Annotated in this window: 21 protein-coding genes; 6 read left to right on the top strand and 15 right to left on the bottom strand. The window is 40.3% G+C overall.

All coding sequences use genetic code 11. The annotated features are described in order from the left end of the window. Positions 1 to 45: 45 nt before the first annotated feature. The 4 genes from argS to speE form a co-directional block, all read right to left on the bottom strand. Positions 46 to 1,716 carry an arginine--tRNA ligase gene (gene argS / locus JFU50_RS10755; RefSeq protein ID WP_201187522.1) on the bottom strand — a complete coding sequence of 557 codons (1,671 nt, stop codon included), beginning with the start codon at positions 1,714 to 1,716 and terminating at the stop codon, positions 46 to 48. A gap of 3 nt (positions 1,717 to 1,719) precedes the next feature. After that, positions 1,720 to 2,160 (bottom strand): DUF1934 domain-containing protein, encoded by a 441-nt coding sequence (locus JFU50_RS10750; RefSeq protein WP_201222571.1) that lies wholly within the window; start codon positions 2,158 to 2,160, stop codon positions 1,720 to 1,722. A 282-nt stretch (positions 2,161 to 2,442) separates the two neighbouring features. Then, positions 2,443 to 3,321: an agmatinase gene (gene speB, locus JFU50_RS10745; protein ID WP_056524116.1), complete on the bottom strand. Its 879-nt coding sequence runs from the start codon at positions 3,319 to 3,321 to the stop codon at positions 2,443 to 2,445. 13 nt (positions 3,322 to 3,334) lie between these two features. Next, positions 3,335 to 4,162 carry a spermidine synthase gene (speE, locus tag JFU50_RS10740; RefSeq protein WP_056524113.1) on the bottom strand — a complete coding sequence of 276 codons (828 nt, stop codon included), beginning with the start codon at positions 4,160 to 4,162 and terminating at the stop codon, positions 3,335 to 3,337. A 201-nt stretch (positions 4,163 to 4,363) separates the two neighbouring features. Here speE and JFU50_RS10735 point away from each other — a divergent pair, with 201 nt between their 5' ends. Next, entirely contained in the window at positions 4,364 to 6,430 is a 2,067-nt protein-coding gene (locus JFU50_RS10735) for a transglycosylase domain-containing protein (RefSeq protein ID WP_201222569.1), read from the top strand. 156 nt (positions 6,431 to 6,586) lie between these two features. Here the strand turns inward: JFU50_RS10735 and JFU50_RS10730 are convergent, their stop codons facing one another. Both JFU50_RS10730 and JFU50_RS10725 read right to left on the bottom strand, forming a co-directional pair. Continuing rightward, the gene (locus JFU50_RS10730; RefSeq protein WP_201222567.1) at positions 6,587 to 7,096 is read right to left on the bottom strand and encodes a YwhD family protein; all 510 of its coding nucleotides are present in this window, start codon (positions 7,094 to 7,096) and stop codon (positions 6,587 to 6,589) included. A 38-nt stretch (positions 7,097 to 7,134) separates the two neighbouring features. Continuing rightward, positions 7,135 to 7,791 carry a site-2 protease family protein gene (locus JFU50_RS10725; protein ID WP_201225055.1) on the bottom strand — a complete coding sequence of 219 codons (657 nt, stop codon included), beginning with the start codon at positions 7,789 to 7,791 and terminating at the stop codon, positions 7,135 to 7,137. A gap of 165 nt (positions 7,792 to 7,956) precedes the next feature. On the opposite strand from JFU50_RS10725, the gene JFU50_RS10720 reads away from it, so the two are divergent. Beyond that, complete coding sequence (locus tag JFU50_RS10720) at positions 7,957 to 8,142, top strand: 2-hydroxymuconate tautomerase (RefSeq protein ID WP_053348435.1); 186 nt, start codon at positions 7,957 to 7,959, stop codon at positions 8,140 to 8,142. 28 nt (positions 8,143 to 8,170) lie between these two features. On the opposite strand, the gene JFU50_RS10715 is transcribed toward JFU50_RS10720, so the two are convergent. From JFU50_RS10715 to JFU50_RS10705, 3 genes are all read right to left on the bottom strand, one after another. Further along, positions 8,171 to 8,680 carry a YwgA family protein gene (locus JFU50_RS10715; RefSeq protein WP_053348434.1) on the bottom strand — a complete coding sequence of 170 codons (510 nt, stop codon included), beginning with the start codon at positions 8,678 to 8,680 and terminating at the stop codon, positions 8,171 to 8,173. Positions 8,681 to 8,712: 32 nt separating this feature from the next. Beyond that, positions 8,713 to 10,020, bottom strand: a complete 1,308-nt coding sequence (locus JFU50_RS10710) for an HD domain-containing protein (RefSeq protein ID WP_053348433.1) — start codon at positions 10,018 to 10,020, stop codon at positions 8,713 to 8,715. Between the two features lie 237 nt (positions 10,021 to 10,257). Further along, on the bottom strand, positions 10,258 to 10,479 hold the full coding sequence (locus tag JFU50_RS10705) for a DUF1450 domain-containing protein (protein ID WP_053348432.1): 222 nt from the start codon (positions 10,477 to 10,479) through the stop codon (positions 10,258 to 10,260). A 333-nt stretch (positions 10,480 to 10,812) separates the two neighbouring features. Here JFU50_RS10705 and JFU50_RS10700 point away from each other — a divergent pair, with 333 nt between their 5' ends. Beyond that, entirely contained in the window at positions 10,813 to 11,559 is a 747-nt protein-coding gene (locus JFU50_RS10700; protein WP_201222565.1) for an RsfA family transcriptional regulator, read from the top strand. Positions 11,560 to 11,820: 261 nt separating this feature from the next. On the opposite strand, the gene JFU50_RS10695 is transcribed toward JFU50_RS10700, so the two are convergent. Together JFU50_RS10695 and pta are read right to left on the bottom strand one after the other, a co-directional pair. Beyond that, complete coding sequence (locus JFU50_RS10695; protein WP_201187528.1) at positions 11,821 to 12,672, bottom strand: lipoate--protein ligase family protein; 852 nt, start codon at positions 12,670 to 12,672, stop codon at positions 11,821 to 11,823. Positions 12,673 to 12,710: 38 nt separating this feature from the next. After that, complete coding sequence (gene pta / locus JFU50_RS10690; RefSeq protein WP_201222563.1) at positions 12,711 to 13,697, bottom strand: phosphate acetyltransferase; 987 nt, start codon at positions 13,695 to 13,697, stop codon at positions 12,711 to 12,713. A 259-nt stretch (positions 13,698 to 13,956) separates the two neighbouring features. On the opposite strand from pta, the gene hemQ reads away from it, so the two are divergent. After that, positions 13,957 to 14,706, top strand: a complete 750-nt coding sequence (gene hemQ / locus JFU50_RS10685) for a hydrogen peroxide-dependent heme synthase (protein WP_053348428.1) — start codon at positions 13,957 to 13,959, stop codon at positions 14,704 to 14,706. Positions 14,707 to 15,137: 431 nt separating this feature from the next. Further along, entirely contained in the window at positions 15,138 to 15,653 is a 516-nt protein-coding gene (gene gerQ / locus JFU50_RS30710) for a spore coat protein GerQ (protein WP_082612735.1), read from the top strand. 136 nt (positions 15,654 to 15,789) lie between these two features. Here the strand turns inward: gerQ and JFU50_RS10675 are convergent, their stop codons facing one another. From JFU50_RS10675 to JFU50_RS10660, 4 genes are all read right to left on the bottom strand, one after another. Beyond that, positions 15,790 to 16,158, bottom strand: a complete 369-nt coding sequence (locus JFU50_RS10675) for a DUF423 domain-containing protein (protein ID WP_056524091.1) — start codon at positions 16,156 to 16,158, stop codon at positions 15,790 to 15,792. A gap of 26 nt (positions 16,159 to 16,184) precedes the next feature. Continuing rightward, positions 16,185 to 16,466 carry a YwdI family protein gene (locus tag JFU50_RS10670; RefSeq protein ID WP_207198790.1) on the bottom strand — a complete coding sequence of 94 codons (282 nt, stop codon included), beginning with the start codon at positions 16,464 to 16,466 and terminating at the stop codon, positions 16,185 to 16,187. Between the two features lie 64 nt (positions 16,467 to 16,530). Next, positions 16,531 to 16,743, bottom strand: a complete 213-nt coding sequence (locus JFU50_RS10665; protein WP_342366276.1) for a uracil-DNA glycosylase — start codon at positions 16,741 to 16,743, stop codon at positions 16,531 to 16,533. Next, positions 16,718 to 17,398, bottom strand: coding sequence for a uracil-DNA glycosylase (locus JFU50_RS10660; protein WP_201222561.1), 681 nt, complete (start codon positions 17,396 to 17,398; stop codon positions 16,718 to 16,720). The genes JFU50_RS10665 and JFU50_RS10660 overlap by 26 nt, the downstream gene beginning before the upstream one ends. 150 nt (positions 17,399 to 17,548) lie before the next feature. Between JFU50_RS10660 and JFU50_RS10655 the strand changes: the two genes are divergently transcribed. Next, positions 17,549 to 18,982 (top strand): phospholipase D family protein, encoded by a 1,434-nt coding sequence (locus JFU50_RS10655; protein ID WP_201222559.1) that lies wholly within the window; start codon positions 17,549 to 17,551, stop codon positions 18,980 to 18,982. The last annotated feature ends 107 nt before the right edge of the window (positions 18,983 to 19,089 follow it).

Raw genomic sequence — 19,089 nt, 5'->3', positions numbered from 1 at the left:
TACAATAAAAAGCGACTGTTTCACAAGAAACAGTCGCTTTTTTTATTACATTTTTTCCGGAGCTGAAACACCAATCAGTGCTAATGCATTTTTCAACGTAATTTGAACTGATTTGACAAGACCCAGACGGGCCTTACTTCTATCCATCTTCTCAACATCCAATACTTTATCAGCATTGTAGAAGCTGTGGAATGTAGAAGCCAGGTCGAAAATATAATTTGTCATGCGGTGAGGCATCCTTTTTTCGGCAGCTTCTGCAATTGCCTGAGGGAACTCTCCCAATTTCTTCAATAATTCTACTTCCTTTTCAGTAGAAAGAGCAGAGAAATCAGTGGTACCTTCATAGCTGATTCCTTGTTCCACACCTTGGCGTAAAATACTTGAAATACGAGCATGGGCATACTGTGCATAATAAACTGGGTTATCATTGGATTGTGACACTGCAAGATCCAGATCAAAGTCCATATGTGTGTCCGCGCTTCTCATCGCAAAGAAATAACGTGTTGCATCCAGACCCACTTCTTCAATAAGATCACGCATCGTCACTGCTTTACCAGTACGCTTACTCATTTTCATTTTCTCGCCATCTTTGTATAGATGGACAAGCTGAATGATTTCTACTTCAAGCTGCTCACGTTTATAACCTAACGCTTCGATTGCTGCTTTCATACGCGGGATATAACCATGGTGGTCCGCACCCCAAATATTAATCAACGTTTCAAAGCCGCGCTCCAATTTATTGCGGTGGTATGCAATATCCGGTGTCAAGTATGTGTAAGACCCATCCTGCTTAATAAGAACGCGGTCTTTATCGTCGCCAAGTTCTGTAGAACGGAACCATGTCGCACCATCTTCCTCATAAATATGACCTCTTCCCTTCAACACTTCAAGCGCTTCGTCAATTTTACCGTCTTGATAAAGAGAAGTTTCAGAGTACCATACATCAAAACCGACACGGAAGTTTTCCAAGTCTGTTTTCAGTTTTTGCATTTCATATTTCAAACCATACTCACGGAAAAAGTCAAAACGTTCTTTTTCATCAACGTTTACATATTTATCGCCATATTCACTTGCAAGTGTTTTACCGATGCCAATAATATCTTCGCCATGATAGCCACCCTCTGGCATATCTTTTTCGAGACCTAGCGCTTGGAAATAGCGTGCTTCTATTGAAATAGCCAAATTATTAATTTGGTTTCCTGCATCATTGATGTAGTATTCACGTGAAACATCATAACCTGCTTTAGACAATACATTACACAAAGTATCACCTACTGCAGCACCACGAGCATGGCCAAGATGAAGATCACCAGTCGGATTGGCAGAAACAAATTCAACCTGGATTTTTTCACCTTTTCCAAAGTCACTTTCTCCATACGCATCGTTCGCTTTCAAAATGACCGGAATTAGTTCTGTCAAATACGAATTATTCATGTAGAAGTTAATGAACCCTGGTCCTGCAATTTCGATTTTTTCGATTGATGCTTTTGAGTTATCAAAGTTTTCAATGATTGCTTCAGCTATCATTCTCGGCGCTTTTTTTGCAATCTTTGTTAATTGCATCGCCATATTTGTGGAATAATCTCCGTGTGTTTTATCTCTCGGAAGTTCCAATACTACGTTTGGAATTTGCTCTTCCGTTGCTAAACCAGCCTTAATAACTGCAGCGTTAATTTCTTGTTTCAGTTTTTCCTGTACCTCTTTTACTATGTTCATGTTCTATGCTTCCTCCTTGTAGGAAATCGTCATTTCATATTGCCCGGGTTCGCTTCCCTGCATATGTAACGTATAGTGAAGGACCAGCTTCCCTTCCTTTTTTTGTTCATCCCATTGATGATGAATTTTCTTCGTGGTCGTCAGTAACCCGAGCCTGCCATATATACTTTCATAATGTCCATTTGTCGCTTCCTGAAAGCGGAAAAGCTGCCTCATTTTAATGGCACCGTTTCTAAGCAGAATCGTATCATTCGTTTTGTGCTTGATTGTTGTCTGCGTTTTACCGGCTTCATTTTCTTCTGTATATTGCAAATACAAATCGGAACCTTTATACATTTTTGTACCAAATGTAACCAACTCATACGTTTCCGTTTCCGAGCCATGCTTGATTTTTGTCTGTAAAGTAACTTTAATATTATGTTTATCTATATCATGAAGAGACAAAGCTACACTTCCTTCGTCATGTCGTTCTTAACTTTATAAGTATAAATATTCTTCAGGGAAGTTTCAACTTGGAGCGGAAAATAAAGTTTGAATCTAAATTGGGCGGAATAGTCTGCTGAAAAACATGTGATGCCAATTCATTTGATTTTAACGCAATAATTGCTTCGTGTGGTGGAATTTTTTAAAAAGTATCTTTCAGATACAGAAAATCTACACGTCTTCTTGTTCTCAGTATACAAAAAAGACCATTCCTGCTTAAAAACAGGAACAGTCTTCCATCCATTAACCTTTTTGAACCCAACCCAGGAGCATTTCGCGAATCAGCTTGCTTGCTGTGTTCGCTGTTTGCTCGGATGGATCATAGATCGGTGCCACTTCAACTAAATCGCAACCTACTACATTAATTTCAGAACGCGCTATCTCATGAATCGAGGCTAATAGCTCTTTAGATGTAATGCCTCCACAATCAACAGTGCCTGTTCCCGGTGCATGCGCAGGGTCAAGAACATCGATGTCAATCGTCACATATACTGGACGACCTGCTAGCTGAGGCAATACTTCTTTCAGTGGCTCAAGAACTTCAAATTTCGAGATATGCATGCCGTTTTCTTTTGCCCATTGAAATTCCTCTTTTAAGCCGGAACGAATGCCGAAAGAGTAAACATTTTTCGGACCAATAAGCTCCGCTGATTTGCGGATGATGGACGCATGTGAAAGCGGCTCACCCTCATAGTCCTCGCGTAAATCTGTATGGGCATCCATATGGATAATAGCCATGTCTGGATATTTCTTATACATAGCCTTAATAACAGGCCAAGTGACGAGGTGCTCCCCGCCCATACCCAATGGGAATTTACCTGCATCAAGTACGCCGTCAACAAATTTTTCAATCATATCGATACTGCGTTGTGGATTCCCAAATGGCAATGGAATATCCCCAGCATCATAGAATTTCACTTCTTCTAATTCACGATCTAAATACGGGCTGTATTCTTCCAAACCGATAGAAACTTCACGAATTCGAGTAGGACCAAAGCGGGAACCTGGACGGAAACTTACTGTCCAGTCCATAGGCATACCGTAAAGCACTGCTTCAGATTCCTCAAAACTCGGGTGGCTTTTAATGAATACATTACCAGAGTAGGCTTCATCAAATCGCATATTCATGCCTCCCTTATTTCACTAAATCTTGAACAAATTTAGGCAGAACGAAAGCTGCTTTATGAAGTTCTTTTGTATAATATTTTGTTTCAATTTCATGGAAACGCTCTTCTGTCACTTCAAGCGGGTTATACTTTTTAGAGCCGATTGTGAATGCCCAAAGACCACTTGGATATGTCGGGATATTTGCTAAATAAAGGCTAGTGATAGGGAATATTTCTTTCACATCGCGTTGCACATCACGTATTAAGTCTGCTTTAAACCAAGGATTATCAGATTGTGCCACAAAAATCCCGTCTTCTTTCAGTGCTTTGGAGATCCCAGCATAAAAGCCTTTAGTAAATAAATTTACAGCGGGACCAACTGGTTCAGTAGAGTCAACCATGATCACGTCATATTCATTTTCACTTTTAGCGATGTGCATGAAGCCATCCCCTACTTGTACGTCTACACGCGGATCTTCAAGCATACCTGCAATTTCAGGTAAGAACTTCTTTGAGTATTCGATAACTTTCCCATCGATATCAACCAAAGTAGCTTTTTTTACGCTTGGGTGTTTTAGGATTTCACGGATTACTCCACCGTCTCCTCCGCCTACAACCAAAACGTTCTCTGGATTAGGATGAGTAAATAAAGGAACATGGGCTACCATTTCGTGGTAAACGAATTCATCGCGTTGTGAAGTCATTACCATGTCATCTAGCAATAGCATATTGCCCCACTCTTCTGTTTCAATCATATCTAGCTTTTGAAACTCAGTTTGCTCCGTATGTAAAGTACGATTCACTTTCATCGTAATACCAAAATTCTCTGTTTGTTTCTCAGTAAACCAAATGCTCATTTATTAACGCTCCTTTTCCAATTCATATAGTAAGTCACCTAATAGGTTTCCCATTTTCGTTATTGTCATTAGCTAGAAAAATTATAGACGAATCTAGCAGAATTGCAAGTTAAATTTCACAAATGCAGTTCTTATGTTTAAAAATTTCTTTTTTTCCATAATAGTAATAGATTCTTTTTATAAAAAGAGAGGTGAAAGCAATTGGAGTTAATTCCAAGCGAACGATTTAAAAGGACAACTAAATATGTGCGGGCCTTTATTATTCTTGCCACAATCGGACTTACAATACTCTTTGTATTGCTTCTCTCTTTACTGGTGTATGCAAAAATATTAGGTCCGCCGCCTTTGGTTGTGCCACAGTCCACTCTCTATTATAGTGATAGCGGAAATGTGATTGGTGAAACCGATAATGGCCAGAAACGTTATTGGGCTGGAATGGAATCGATTTCTCCACAGCTTATCAAGGCTACTGTTGCGGTTGAGGATCGACAATTTTACACCCATAAAGGCTTTGATATAAAACGAATCGGCGGAGCTATCCTTGCCGATATTCGTGCAAGGTCGAAGGTCCAAGGGGCAAGCACGATTACCCAGCAGTATGCCAGGAATCTGTTTCTCGGCCATGACAAAACGTGGACGCGAAAGTTTAATGAAGCCTTTTATACGATACGGCTGGAAATGAACTATTCCAAAAAGGAAATTCTAGAAGGCTATCTAAATACGATTTACTACGGTCATGGCGCCTATGGAGCTCAGGCCGCTAGTCAATATTACTTTGGCAAAGATGCTAAGGATTTAACTCTTTCAGAAGCGAGCATGCTAGCCGGGATACCTAAAGGGCCGTCCAACTACTCTCCATTGGATAACTTGGAAAAAGCAAAATCAAGGCAACAAATTGTCCTGCGAGCCATGAAAAACAAAAACTACATTTCAGAAGCAAATATGGATAAAGCCTTGCAAACAGCTCTTACATTAAAAGGCGAGCACGGGACTGTAACCAATAAAACAGCCCCTTATTTCCAGGATGCTGTTAAGCAGGCTTTAAAATCTCAGCTTCATATAGATGACCGGACGATTGAACTGGGCGGGCTTAAGGTTTATACGACTCTTGATGAAAAACAACAGGACATTGCTGAAGAGGTTCTTTCTACTACCATACCCAAGTCCTCAGACATTCAAGCTGCTATAGTCGCAATGGATCCGGGCACAGGGGAAGTCCGTGCATTAGTCGGTGGTAAAAATTACACAGAATCACCGTTTAATCGTGCCACACAGGCCGTTCGCCAGCCTGGTTCTACGATGAAGCCATTGCTCTACTATTCAGCACTGGAAAATGGTTTTACACCATCTACCACCTTGAAAAGTGAGACAACTACGTTTTCTTTTGATGATGGTCACTCTTCTTACACGCCGCACAATTACAATCATCAATATGCGGAAGGCGAAATCACAATGGCTCAGGCCATTGCTCTATCGGACAATATCTTTGCCGTAAAAACGCATTTGTTCCTTGGTGAACAATCTTTGGTAGATACGGCGCATAGGTTCGGCATCACTTCGAAAATGGATGCTGTTCCATCTCTAGCACTTGGCACGTCAGGTGTTCGAGCCATTGAAATGGTTAATGCCTACAGCATTCTGGCTAACGGCGGTAAAAAAGTTGAACCCATCTTTATCAAAAGAGTTGAAAATCAAAAAGGCGAAGTGATTTTTGACCATACTAAGAAAACGGAACAGGTTCTGGATGCGGATAAAGCCTTTGTAATGACCGAGATGCTTACAGGGGTTTTTGATGAAACTTTAAATGGCTATACGAAAGTGACTGGCAGCACAATCAGTTCCCAGTTGACACGCCCATACGCTGGAAAGTCCGGCTCCACCTCTACAGATAGCTGGATGATTGGCTACACACCGCAACTTGTTGCCGGAGTTTGGACGGGTTATGATCAAGGAAAGAAAATCGAAGTTCCAGCTGAAAAAAGCTATGCGAAGAAGATTTGGGCTTCCTATATGGAAAAAGGCCTACAAGGACAACCCGCAAAATCGTTTAAGGAAACGGAAAATGTAATCGGAGTTTATGTGAATCCTGAAAGCGGTAAATTGGCAACGAAGGCCTGTCCTGCTTCGAGGTTGACCTACTATGTTAAAGGAACTGAGCCAGTCGAATACTGTGCAGAGCACTTCAAGGGCAAGAATTCAAAACGTACTCCGAAGGAAGAAGAACAAAAGACTCCATGGTACAAAAAAGTATTAAAGCCATGGGGATAACGAAAAACCCCGAAGCCGGTAGCGGCTTCGGGGTTTTTCTGTCCTAGTTCCACAGTGTCTAAACTGCTGTCTTTAAGTTTACTGATTTTATCTGTTTCCTACAAGTGCATTTTTCACTAAACTTCAAATTTCATACATTAATACATTAAATCACATTCAAACCGTCAATGACTGCTTGAGCTGGGCTGATGAGCGTTCCCACATGCCTGCGTCATGGTTTTTCAGGAAGTCCGCAAGTATCCGCTTTGATTTGTCATCCATGTCGTCGACGATGATATGTCGTTTTAGCGATTTATCCATCCGGTTAACATGCTCCGGAAGGGATTTGTACCCGCGTCTAATTGAACGATCGACCATCATTTCACATGCTGTCACACCTGCATAATGCGGACCATTTTGAGTGGCTTCAATAGTCACCCAAACAAGCCAGTAAGGTTTGGCATTCGGGACCTCTTCCTTGGTCTTTAAAAATTTGATTCCTTTTTCCACTGCACTTCTCGCATGCATCGCCCCAATATCGACCTCGGCTTCGCCCGCGTCAACATCGATGATGACCGGAGAAATATTATCGAGCGTCAAAACCCCAGCCCCATATCCGCTATGACCTTTCATCGGATCGTTTTTAATAATATTAAACCCTACCTTTTTCTTTGGTTGTTCTTCCATGTTTATATCCCCCTTTATTGTTTGTCATTCCTTATCAGTTAAAAAAACAAAAGTGAAAAAAATTGACTCAAGGTGCCACCTACAAATGGCACAACTTTATTCAAAACCGGACTAATTGTATAACGGCTCAGCGGTGTGATAATCAGAATCAAAAAAATCAGGGAGCCATATTGTTCATACTGGGTCATTTTTGCCCGCAAGTCTGCTGAAACAAGATCTTGTACGATCCTATAACCATCGAGCGGTGGTAGCGGTATCAGATTAAATACAAATAAAAGGATATTTAAGTTTATTAGAATTCTTAAGAAGGTCTCGACGAAAAAAGGTAAATCAGGTCCAACGCCTGACGCAAGCAACCCGTAAAAAATTAAAAACCCCAAAATTGCAACAAGCAAATTACTGAACGGACCGGCAAAAGAGACGAGTACTCCTGCCAATTTTGGATTCTTAAAATGAAAACGATTGACCGGGACAGGTCTTGCCCAACCAAATCCGGCTATCAAAATCAGCAGTGTTCCTATCGGATCCAAATGCTGAATCGGATTCAATGTGACTCTTCCTTCATTCTTTGCAGTCGGGTCACCGAACTTATAGGCTACATAAGCATGGGAAAATTCATGAACCGTAAATGCGATTAACAGTGACACAATGACATATGGAAGTTCTTCCAAACTATATGCCAAAAACCGTTCTATTTGCTTCAAGAATTGCATCAATAGCTCCAATAGCTTCTCCCCCAATATTTATTACCGTTAGTATACAACAAAAGACCAAGAAGTGAAAAAACTCTGATTTCAGTATCTTGCAATTCCATTTCCAATGTGAAACACTACAACATAAGGGGAAAGGGGGGAAAGAATATGCCATATGTAACAGTCAAAATGCTTGAAGGCCGTACGGACGAGCAAAAAAAGGCTTTAGTTGAAAAAGTAACCGCAGCGGTTACGGAAACGACTGGAGCACCAGCTGAAGCTGTAACGATTTTCATTGAAGAAATGACAAAAAATCATTTAGCAGTAGCAGGCGTCCGCAAAAGCGATCAATAGATTTACATAATTAGGAAAAGCTAAGCCATCAATTCGGCTTAGCTTTTGTTTTTAATTGATCAATATATACATATGCTTCATCAATTTCTTCAAGCGTATATTTTTGCTTACTTTTCAATGTAAAGATCTTTTCGATAACCTCTTCTTTTTCCAAAGTATCGAAGTAAAGCACCGTCGAAACGAGCTCCAAAAAACGGGCATTTTGTTCGTTCATATCCAGTAAGCAAGCTTCAAGAGCGGGCATCTCCACTTCCTGTATGGATAGGAAATCCTGTCCAGCATCCGTTATAGAATAACAGTACTGGTAATAACCTGCTTTTTTTTCTCTTACTTCATTCAAGTAACCCATATCGCAAAGCTCTTCAATTCGTAAGGTCAACTCCTCCGAATACGGTCCGTAAAAGTGAAACTGAAACTTTTCATGAAACGGAAAGGACAGCTTCTTCGCGATATACACGATTTTTTGTAGTTTTTTCCTACCTGAAATTTCACCAGCAGTAGAAATCGCATTGATAATGTTTGCATGATCCTTAAACAAGGCTCGTCACTCCTCACCAAAAATGTACCACTTTAATCCGAAAGCTCCAAAAGCTTACGAATTTGTTTTTTAATATTTTTCTTCGTTGATTCATCGCGCAATAAATCGGATGGATAATACAATTTATGATCCGTTCTTCTTTTCCCCGAAATTGCATCGACTATTTCAGATTCACGTGACAATTCACGGATTTCCCCATTATTTTTCAACAAGTGAATCGGTAGTCTCTCCTCTTCCTCACCTGGCCGGTAAAAATCATACGGCAAATCGGATGAGGAATCGACGACGAGATAATAATCCGGATCGATTCCTGCCTTCTTAAATAATGTTCTTAACTCCATTAATCTGTTCATCTGACTATTAGATGGATGAAATTCTACATATTTAAATAGTTTACGGTTAACGAAGCGAGTGCATAAATCCTTTAATATCGCATCATTTTCCTCTTCCCATGCTTCAAAATAATAGAGCATCACAGCTTCATCCATTTTCAAATAGTCTGCTAACGTTACTTCTCCCTTAAACAGAGAATAAAAATGATGAGGTTCCTGAGCAAACTCATAGCCGGATTCATATAAATGCTTCGCCCTGTGTAATATTTTGGTAAGAATGACTTCCGCACTCCTCGTCACTGGATGGAAATAAACCTGCCAATACATTTGGTAACGGCTCATAATATAGTCTTCCACCGCATGCATCCCACTTTGCTTAATGACGGCATGCTCTTCACGAGGCCGCATTACCCTCAAAAGCCGTTCCATATCAAAATGTCCATAACTTACCCCAGTAAAGTATGCATCCCGTTGCAAATAATCCATTCTATCGGCATCAATCTGACTCGAAATCAGGCTGACTACTAATTTGCCTTTATACGTTTTTGCAATAACCTCTGCCACTTTTTTAGGAAAATCACGACCTACTTTGAGCAGGATTTTATTCACTTCCGTATCACCCACAATAATCTGTTGGGTGAATTGCTCGTGATCTAGGTCAAACACCTTTTCAAAAGAATGAGAGAATGGACCATGTCCTAAATCATGCAGAAGTGCCGCACATAGAGAAAGTAGCCGTTCCTCCGGTTTCCATTCCGGTCTGCCTTCGAAAACATCATCAACGATTCTCCGGACAATCTCATATACCCCAAGCGAATGGCTGAGTCGACTATGTTCCGCACCGTGAAAAGTTAAATAAGTCGTCCCCAGTTGCTTGATTCTACGAAGACGTTGGAATTCCTTCGTCCCAATTAAATCCCATATAACCCGATCACGAACATGTATATATCGGTGCACCGGGTCTTTGAATACTTTTTCTTCCTGTAATTTTTCGCCGGAATATCCCATGAACTACCCTCTTTTTCATATTCTCATTGCTTTCATTATAGCGTGTTTTGACAAAAAACCCTAACTCACCCCTTGATAGCAAGAGGGACCATTTTGTAAGAAAACGGAAGTTTTTATCGATTTGCGTATCGAAAATAAGGAAATAAAAAATCACCGCAGTTTGTTGAATCTGGGTGATGAATGGCGTGTTTCATTTATCAAAAGTAGTCAATCTACCCTAATTATCTATCATGAATTCTACTTTAGTTTTTTATTAATTTTATCTAGTAACTCGTCTTCCGTTGGAGCTGCAACTGGACGGTTATTGACAAAGGCAAATGATTTCTTTCTGCCTGGACCGCAATAGGATTGACAGCCAATTTCAATTTTCGCATCGGGATCAAGCTTTTCCAGACGGGGAATTAACGTTTTAATATTTACCGCCAAGCAGTCATCACACACTCTGAATTCATTGGACATCCTTCGGTCACCATCCTTTCTATGACAAACTATTTTTCATCCCATTTACATAACTAAAGGGTATTTTACCGTTTCTACCTATTAATATCAAGAGGGGTAGATGGATGTGAAAAGGGAAGTCCAGCCAAAAGGAAATGGTGTAATTAATGATTTCTGAGTCAGTGCATCCTTTATTTTCCCTAAAATTACAAAAAACTAGTATCCTTTCAACCTTTTTGTATAAAAAATCCAGATTTTGTCCAAAATGCTAGTAGAACACCCCATAAATCATTGCCACACGATATTTTATATAGTTATTTATTTTAAAAGTTACCAGAAAGGGAGTATGTAGAAATGAAGGTTCGTCAAGATGCCTGGACAGAAGAAGATGATTTGCTTTTAGCAGAAACGGTATTGCGCCATGTGCGGGAAGGCAGCACTCAGCTGAATGCTTTTGAGGAGGTTGGGGACAAGTTAAACCGCACCTCTGCCGCTTGCGGGTTCCGTTGGAATGCAGTCGTCCGCCATAATTACGATAAAGCTCTTTCCCTTGCTAAAAAGCAGCGCAAGCAGCGTCAAAGGATTCTTGGAAAAGATCAAGGAGGGAAAAAACGGCTTCTTTATACACCGCCGTCTCCAACGATTACTGATATTATGGTTCCTCACCTACAAGAAGAGGAACTAGAATTAGAATCCGAAGTAGAAACTACTAATTATGAAACAGCAGAAGAATTCGTTGTGGCTGAAGCTTTCATGCCAAAGCATCAGAACATACCAGTAACACTAGAAAAGACTATGAACCTTGATACGATTATAGCCTATTTAGAATCTATGAACGGCCGAATGCTTCAGGCTGAAGTATTAAAAACCGAAAATGAAAGATTGAAGCTCGAAATTAAAGGTCTGAAAAAACGAAATGAAGATCTTGAAAATAAGATCAGCCATCTAGAGCAGAACAGCGGCTTGATGCAGGAAGATTATGAGACTTTGATGAATATCATGAATCGGGCAAGAAAGCTGGTCTTATTAGAGGAAGAGGAACGGCCAGCAACAAAGTTCAAAATGGACCGAAATGGAAATTTAGAAAAAATGGCTGAGTAACAAAAATAATGTGGGGTTCTGCTTACAGATCAACCACATGGTAAAGGCCAACCATAGGTTATCTCAGATCGAAAAAGAGAGTCTAAAAAAGGCTCTTTTTTTCATGGCTTCAAGTGATAATAGTTGAAAGGACTAAAGACGTGGCTTATCTGATTTTACTTTGGTTTCCAATCTCTGTTCCTTTAACAGTTTCAGTGAATGATAACATCATATTGAAATGTGAAAAAGCTGTTTCCAACTTACAGAAACAGCTTTTTCATATCAGTCTTCTTTTAATGAATCAAATACCTTATCATTACGTTCTACCACTCTTGTTAAGTAAGCTTCGTATAACGGCCATTCTTCCACTGAAAGAGAATCGGAGAAAATCCTACCGCTATGTTCCTTCAATACATGCAGGAATCTAAGCATTACGTCCTGCACGCTCAATCGCACGTCTAATAGTTCTGAAAGGGAAGCCATTACAGATGGCATGATATCAGGATAAGTAAATTTTGTTTCTGCATCTCCTTTAGCGGCTTCGTAAAAACCCTTCACAAGACTGGCTCGCTCTGCACCGCTTCCATTGACGCACAAGTAAATTTGCACCGCTACTCCATTGCGAATCCGACGCTGAGATATACCGGCAAACTTTCTCCCATTTATACTTAGATCATAGCTTCCAGGGCAATATGAACCGGTGATTTCCCTTGCCTCCATTTCGACTTGGAAATCAGCAAACATCAATTGAACAAGCTCCCACATCGCATCATATCCACGGTTGATTTCAATTTTCCGCTCATTTTCGGGGAAAATGAGCGATAAATTAAGAACTCCCTCATCCAGCACAACTGCAAGCCCTCCAGAATTCCGTACAATGGCCTGGAAATCGTGTTCTTTTAAATAATCCACACCTTTTTTAAGAAAAGGCAGCTTCGTATCCTGAATACCAAGCACAACCGTCTGATGGTGTACCCACGCTCTTGCTACGGCCATTGATTTACCAGACCCTACGGAAGCACAAAACGTATCATCCATAGCAAAGGACTCTAGAGCAGGAAACTGAGGACCGACGGATGATTGATCAATAACCCGCCACTCTTGCTGCTTTAACAATGAATCTGTTTCACACATATAAATCTCCCTCTACTTTTTATCCTTCATGACATGACTTATTGATATTGGGCCACTAAGCCCTGTGCAGCTGTGATAACAGCTAATTTATATACATCCTCTTCACTGCATCCCCTTGAAAGATCATTTACAGGACGGTTAAGTCCCTGCAGGATCGGGCCGACCGCTTCGAAGCCACCCAGGCGCTGTACCATTTTATAGCTAATGTTTCCTGCCTCAAGACTTGGAAAAATAAAAACATTAGCATCTCCTTGAATAGGAGAATCCGGTGCTTTTTGTCTAGCGACCGACGGAACAAAGGCCGCATCAAATTGAAATTCTCCATCAAGAAGAATTTGAGGGTCCATTTCTTTTGACAATTTGACAGCATCAACGACTTTCTGAGTCTCCGAAGATTTTGCCGATCCTTTTGTCGAAAAACTCAGCATCGCCACACGCGGTTCGATATCAAACATAAGGGCCGTCTTCGCACTTTCTACGGCGATTTCTGCCAGGTCCTGGGAATCAGGGTTAATATTAATTGCACAATCAGCAAACACGTACTTTTCCTCGCCACGGACCATAATAAAGGCACCTGATGTTTTTTGAATACCTGGCTTTGTTTTAATGATTCGCAGAGCAGGACGGACCGTATCAGCTGTTGAATGAGTTGCGCCACTCACCATGCCATGTGCCTGTTTAATATGAACAAGCATTGTTCCAAAATAATTCTCATCCAATAGGGTTTCACGGGCTTGTTCTTCAGACGCCTTACCATTTCGTACCTTTACAAACGCTTCGACCATTTCATCCATCATGATATAATTCTTCGGGTCATATATTTCAATTGATTCAAGAGAAATTTTTAATTCCCTAGCTTTCTCTTGAATCAACTCGATATCGCCAATCAATACAGGCGTTACTAGTTTAGCTTTGGCAAGCCTGCCCGCAGCTCCCAAAATACGTTCATCCAATCCTTCTGGAAAGACGATTTTTAAATTATGCCCTGTAATTTTCGATTCTAATATTTGAAATAAATCACTCACTACCGCTTCCTCCTTTTATGTACGCTGCTCTTGTTATTTCTATATCAACCATTCAGCAAAACTTCCATTTTCATCTTCTATTAAGAATACTCTAGCAGCTAGGTAAATTCCAGCCACTTTGGTCACCATCATGAAATCGGCAAATATGAAATTTGTTTGAACACCGAAGAACAGTAACGGTGTTTGCGGACTGATATAAATTTCCTTATACTTAAACTATGTTATATTAAAGATATACTAAGACTTAGGAGTGATCGCAATGAGTGAAGCAGCACAAACACTTGACGGCTGGTATTGTTTACATGACTTCCGTCTGATTGATTGGGCTTCTTGGAAAACGTTATCAAGTGACGAACGCCAATTAGCTATCTCAGAATTCCAAGGTTTACTGGATAAATGGAATACGACTCAAAGCAATAATGAAGGCAGTCATGCCCTCTATTCCATCGTTGGCCAAAAAGCGGACTTCATGCTTATGTTTGCCCGCCCAACAATGGAAGAATTGAATGCAATTGAAAACGAATTCAATAAAACGAAACTTGCAGAATATACAATCCCAGCTTATTCCTACGTTTCTGTAGTGGAATTAAGTAATTACCTAGCAGGTGGAGATGATGAGGATCCTTACCAAAACCCTCATGTACGTTCAAGACTTTATCCGATTCTTCCACAAGCGAAGCATGTATGCTTCTACCCAATGGACAAGCGTCGTGAAGGTGATGATAACTGGTACATGCTTTCTATGGAAGAACGCAAAGGCTTAATGCGTTCACATGGTTTGATTGGCCGCAGTTATGCCGGTAAAGTAAAACAAATCATTTCCGGTTCTGTCGGTTTTGACGATTATGAGTGGGGCGTTACGCTATTTGCAGATGATGTCCTTCAATTTAAAAAGTTAATCTATGAAATGCGTTTTGATGAAGTAAGCGCACGCTACGCTGCGTTCGGTTCTTTCTTTGTAGGGAATATCCTTCCGGAAGAAAGCGTACCCTCTTTTTTATACGTATAAGACATGAGCTTCCGGATCTTCCGGAAGCTTTTTTCTTTTTAAAACCCTCCTTTTATTTCCCCGGCTGTGGAATAAATCTATGACACATCCCATACATTTTCAATAGTGATGAATTTATTTTTTCACATGTTTATTCAACTTAAGGAATATTGACCAAGGCAACGCCTAACTCCAGCGAGGTGAAGGAACTTTACTTCTATCTTACTAGCCCGTCAAGAGGATTTGACTTTACCCGTAAATCATTAAAGGCAACCGTTATGTATCGCTTAAAATTCATTGTGGTTTTTTAAGCCACCCGGGGATTGTCAAGAACAGTGGTATAACCAATACAATACCGGTCGCTATAAATCGCACTGTTTCTTCCAGCCCACGCACTCGGATTGTCCAAATTCCACAAAATCAAATAAACCTTGAATTTAGGAGGGAATGTAATGTCACAAAATAACCCTTATGGTAATTATCCGTACGGAGGAAGCCCATATTACCCCTATGAAAATAATGAGTCTGACCTGCGACAACAGGCTCCTTACCCGCAACAAAATTTCCAGCAGCAGGCTTACCAACAACCATCATACCAGCCACAGCAGCCCACTAAGGCAGGCACGCCTCAACAAATACCTATGCCGATGAATGCTCCCACATCCGGACCACAGGTACCTGGCATGCTTCCAGTCGAGGCATCTTATATCGAGAACATCCTACGTCTAAATAAAGGGAAATTGGCGACCGTTTATACGACGTTTGAAAACAACAAGGAGTGGAATGCAAAGATCTTCAAAGGAATTATTGAGGCTGCGGGACGCGACCACTTAATCATAAGCGACCCGCAAACAGGAAAACGTTACTTAATCCCGATGGTATACTTAGATTACATTACCTTTGACGAAGAAATTGAGTATGAATATCCATTTGGAGGCGCTGGGCTTGCCACGTATTCGCCAAGGTGAAGAAAGCTTTAATGTTATAAGAAACAGGCTCAAATTCTTGTGATTTTGAGCCTGTTTCTTATATGAAAATAACCTAGATAATTCATTTTTCATCCATGATGCAAAAAAAGCTGACCTAGAAAAAGGTCAGCTTTTTTTATAAGTATTTATATGCAGCAATGATCATTAGAACCCAAGCAACCAAGAATGAAACTCCACCAATTGGTGTAATGGCTCCCAGAACTTTGATTTGAGTAACACTAAGAACGAATAAGCTTCCGGAAAACAGGATAATTCCTATCAGCATAAGCCAGCCTGACCAATTAATTAGCGGGCTTGAGATCTTTCCCGCCAACAAACCAAGCACTAATAAACCCGCTGCATGAAACATTTGATAATCGACAGCCGTCTGCCATGTTGCTAAATATTTATCAGGAATTTTCCCTTCCAGTCCGTGCGCTCCGAATGCACCTAGCGCTACGGCAAGAAAACCATTCAATGCTCCTAAAATGATAAACAGTTTCACTTTTTCTTCGCCCCTCTTTATTTAATTTAAAAATCGAATAAGGATGCGCCATTTGCTTCATCCATTTTAACCGGCTCTACATTGGATACAGATGATATAACAGGCTGGGTCAATGTGATTGGCTTTGGAATGCTGATGTTACCAGCTTTTTCATCCACCATTACTTCACATAGAGACTGAATGGCAATTACATACCCCTGCAACTTATCCTCTGAATTTGCCTGTTTCGCTTTCAAGACAAGCTCTTCCATTTTATCTAACATTCGTTTTGATGAAATATCCACCTTTACCACCTCGTCTACATACATGTCAAAACTTTCATACCTAGCATAGCAAAAATTTGAGGTGAAGAAAACATCCTTGCATACTGATCTACTTTTTTAACAGCTTGGATTCAAACTTCATGCAAAGCTGTCCGGAAGAACGAAAAACATCAAGAGATGGTTGGTTTAACGTTTTAAATTGAAAAGCACGGCAGCCTTTTGGAAAATTAGAATCCCAAGTTACATAAAAATGCCTGCACGCCATACAATTTACCCGTTCAATTTTCTTCTCCACATCAACGATTCGAGATTTTCCAATCAATTGGGGATTCCCCCATTTCCTTCAGCAATTGATTTGTTTTAGAAAACGGCTTGCTACCAAAGAAACCTCGTGTCGCCGACAATGGGCTAGGATGGACGGACGTAATGATCTTATGACGGCTTTCATCGATCAAAGGGATTTTAGTTTGAGCCGGCCTCCCCCACAAGATAAAAACAACCGGTTTTTGTCGGTCATTCAGCAAGCGGATAACTTGATTCGTAAAGATCTCCCATCCCTTTCCTCTGTGTGAATGGGCTTCTCCCTCACGCACAGTCAAGACGGTATTCAACAGAAGTACACCCTGGTCTGCCCATTTAACAAGGGAACCATTATCAGGAACCTCACAGCCTAGATCACTTTGTAACTCTTTAAAAATATTTCTTAGAGAAGGCGGAATACGCACCTCCGGCTTCACGGAAAAACTAAGGCCATGTGCTTGGTCCGGTCCATGATAAGGGTCCTGACCAAGAATGACAACCTTTACCTTTTTATATGAAGTAAATTGAAGTGCATTGAAAATATCATCCTGATTCGGATGAATGACATGCTGACTGTACTCTTGTTTTATAAACTCCCTTAGCTCTTGGTAATAATTTTTTTTGAATTCCTCTTCCAACAGAGGCCACCAATCATTTGTTAATATCTGCTTTGCCATCTGCCATAGCCCCTTTCTTCTTTTTATACTATTATATCAAACTCATTTTCTTACCCTTTTTCAAATAGGTTACGATTTATGTTTCTATTTACCCCCAAATTGGGGAAATAGGTAGTTAGCAAGCAATTTAACCATGTTGGAGGATTCCCTATGAAAAAATGGTACAAAAGAAAACGATTTTATCTGCTTGTTAGTATTTTGATCGTCATTACATTCGTGATTATCTATAACAGCTACAAGCCCTTGCCTGATGGCATTTCTTATGAAGGGAAGATTCATCATGTCGAGGATATTGATTTTATTTATGACCTGTCTTATCACGATAAACAGGGAAATCTGCAACATGAGCAGCGAATCTTCCAAACCATCAATCAAGCTATCGAAGAGGCTAATTCTTTTATCGTAATCGATATGTTTTTGTTTAATAATTTTTATGATGAAAAGATAAACTTTCCAAAGTTAACTGAGACTCTAACAGATAAACTGGTTGCCCAGAAGAAAAAGAAACCTAAGCTCCAGGTTATGTTCATTACTGATGAAGTAAATACTTCCTATAACGCCTACCAATTAGAGGCACTGGAAACCCTGAAGCAAAATGACATTGATGTTATTGTAACCAATTTAGATCGGCTACGGGATCCAAACCCGCTCTATTCAGGTGTATACAGGACCTTCTTCCAATGGTTCGGCGAAAGCGGAAAAGGTTGGATTGTGAACCCAATGGCCAAAAGCGCTCCAAAAGTCACCGTGCGCTCTTATCTTAGATTGATGAATATCAAAGCCAATCACAGGAAAGTGATTGCTACAGAAAAGACGGCCATTATTTCATCAGCAAACCCTCATGACGCGAGCGGATTCCACTCCAATATCGCCTTCCAGATGGATGGAAATATCATCGGCGATTTTGTTAAAGCAGAAGAAGCTGCTTCGAAATTCTCAGGGGGTCCGAAGGCATTTCCAGAATTCAAGGAGGCCTCTGCCGATAAAGGGCCGATTTCTGTACAGTTACTAACAGAGGGAAAAATCAATAAACATGTTCTTAAAGCAATTAAGGAAACGGAGAAAGGCGACCAAATCCAGCTTGCCATGTTTTATATTGCCGATCGCCATGTTGTCGAGGCCTTAACAGATGCAGCTAAACGAAACGTGAAAATTCAAATGATATTAGATCCGAATCAAAATGCATTTGGAAGTGAGAAAATCGGGCTCCCTAATCTTCCAGTTGCTGCTGAATTCGAAAAGCTGGGTGATGAAAACATCTCGATTCGTTGGTACAAAACAGATAAAGAACAGTTTCATACAAAGTTGATGATGATTCAAAAAGCAGATGAAATGATTATTATTGGAGGATCGGCTAATTACACTGCACGCAATCTAGATGACTATAACCTCGAAGCCAATGTTGAAATCCACGCTCCGAATGATGCCGAAGTCACCCAGGATGTCGATAACTATTTTCAAAGACTTTGGAAAAATCAAGACGGAATATACACTGCGGATTATAGCGAATATCAGGATAAATTACCTGTTTTCAAATATTTAACCTACCGATTACAAAAGGTGTTCCGTTTCACCACATACTAAATATTATTATCATTATTCCATTGCAAAATGTTTATCCATGTCCAAATAAGGTTATATACTACTATAGCTAATCAACAACTAAGATAAGCAAGATACTATTTACCTAA

The organism is Peribacillus sp. TH14 (assembly GCF_016651145.1).
Taxonomy (GTDB): domain Bacteria; phylum Bacillota; class Bacilli; order Bacillales; family DSM-1321; genus Peribacillus; species Peribacillus butanolivorans.
The sequence above is the reverse complement of the archived record's forward strand: the minus strand, read 5'-3'. Positions and strand labels throughout refer to the sequence as shown.

What these genes read in the sequence shown, in the direction of transcription:
- argS (WP_201187522.1), bottom strand. Translation starts at nt 1,716, where the DNA reads ATGAACATAGTAAAAGAGGTACAGGAAAAACTGAAACAAGAAATTAAC.
- speB (WP_056524116.1), bottom strand. Translation starts at nt 3,321, where the DNA reads ATGCGATTTGATGAAGCCTACTCTGGTAATGTATTCATTAAAAGCCAC.
- speE (WP_056524113.1), bottom strand. Translation starts at nt 4,162, where the DNA reads ATGAGCATTTGGTTTACTGAGAAACAAACAGAGAATTTTGGTATTACG.
- JFU50_RS10730 (WP_201222567.1), bottom strand. Translation starts at nt 7,096, where the DNA reads ATGGAAGAACAACCAAAGAAAAAGGTAGGGTTTAATATTATTAAAAAC.
- JFU50_RS10720 (WP_053348435.1), top strand. Translation starts at nt 7,957, where the DNA reads ATGCCATATGTAACAGTCAAAATGCTTGAAGGCCGTACGGACGAGCAA.
- JFU50_RS10710 (WP_053348433.1), bottom strand. Translation starts at nt 10,020, where the DNA reads ATGGGATATTCCGGCGAAAAATTACAGGAAGAAAAAGTATTCAAAGAC.
- JFU50_RS10705 (WP_053348432.1), bottom strand. Translation starts at nt 10,479, where the DNA reads ATGTCCAATGAATTCAGAGTGTGTGATGACTGCTTGGCGGTAAATATT.
- JFU50_RS10700 (WP_201222565.1), top strand. Translation starts at nt 10,813, where the DNA reads ATGAAGGTTCGTCAAGATGCCTGGACAGAAGAAGATGATTTGCTTTTA.
- JFU50_RS10695 (WP_201187528.1), bottom strand. Translation starts at nt 12,672, where the DNA reads ATGTGTGAAACAGATTCATTGTTAAAGCAGCAAGAGTGGCGGGTTATT.
- hemQ (WP_053348428.1), top strand. Translation starts at nt 13,957, where the DNA reads ATGAGTGAAGCAGCACAAACACTTGACGGCTGGTATTGTTTACATGAC.
- gerQ (WP_082612735.1), top strand. Translation starts at nt 15,138, where the DNA reads ATGTCACAAAATAACCCTTATGGTAATTATCCGTACGGAGGAAGCCCA.
- JFU50_RS10670 (WP_207198790.1), bottom strand. Translation starts at nt 16,466, where the DNA reads ATGTATGTAGACGAGGTGGTAAAGGTGGATATTTCATCAAAACGAATG.
- JFU50_RS10660 (WP_201222561.1), bottom strand. Translation starts at nt 17,398, where the DNA reads ATGGCAAAGCAGATATTAACAAATGATTGGTGGCCTCTGTTGGAAGAG.
- JFU50_RS10655 (WP_201222559.1), top strand. Translation starts at nt 17,549, where the DNA reads ATGAAAAAATGGTACAAAAGAAAACGATTTTATCTGCTTGTTAGTATT.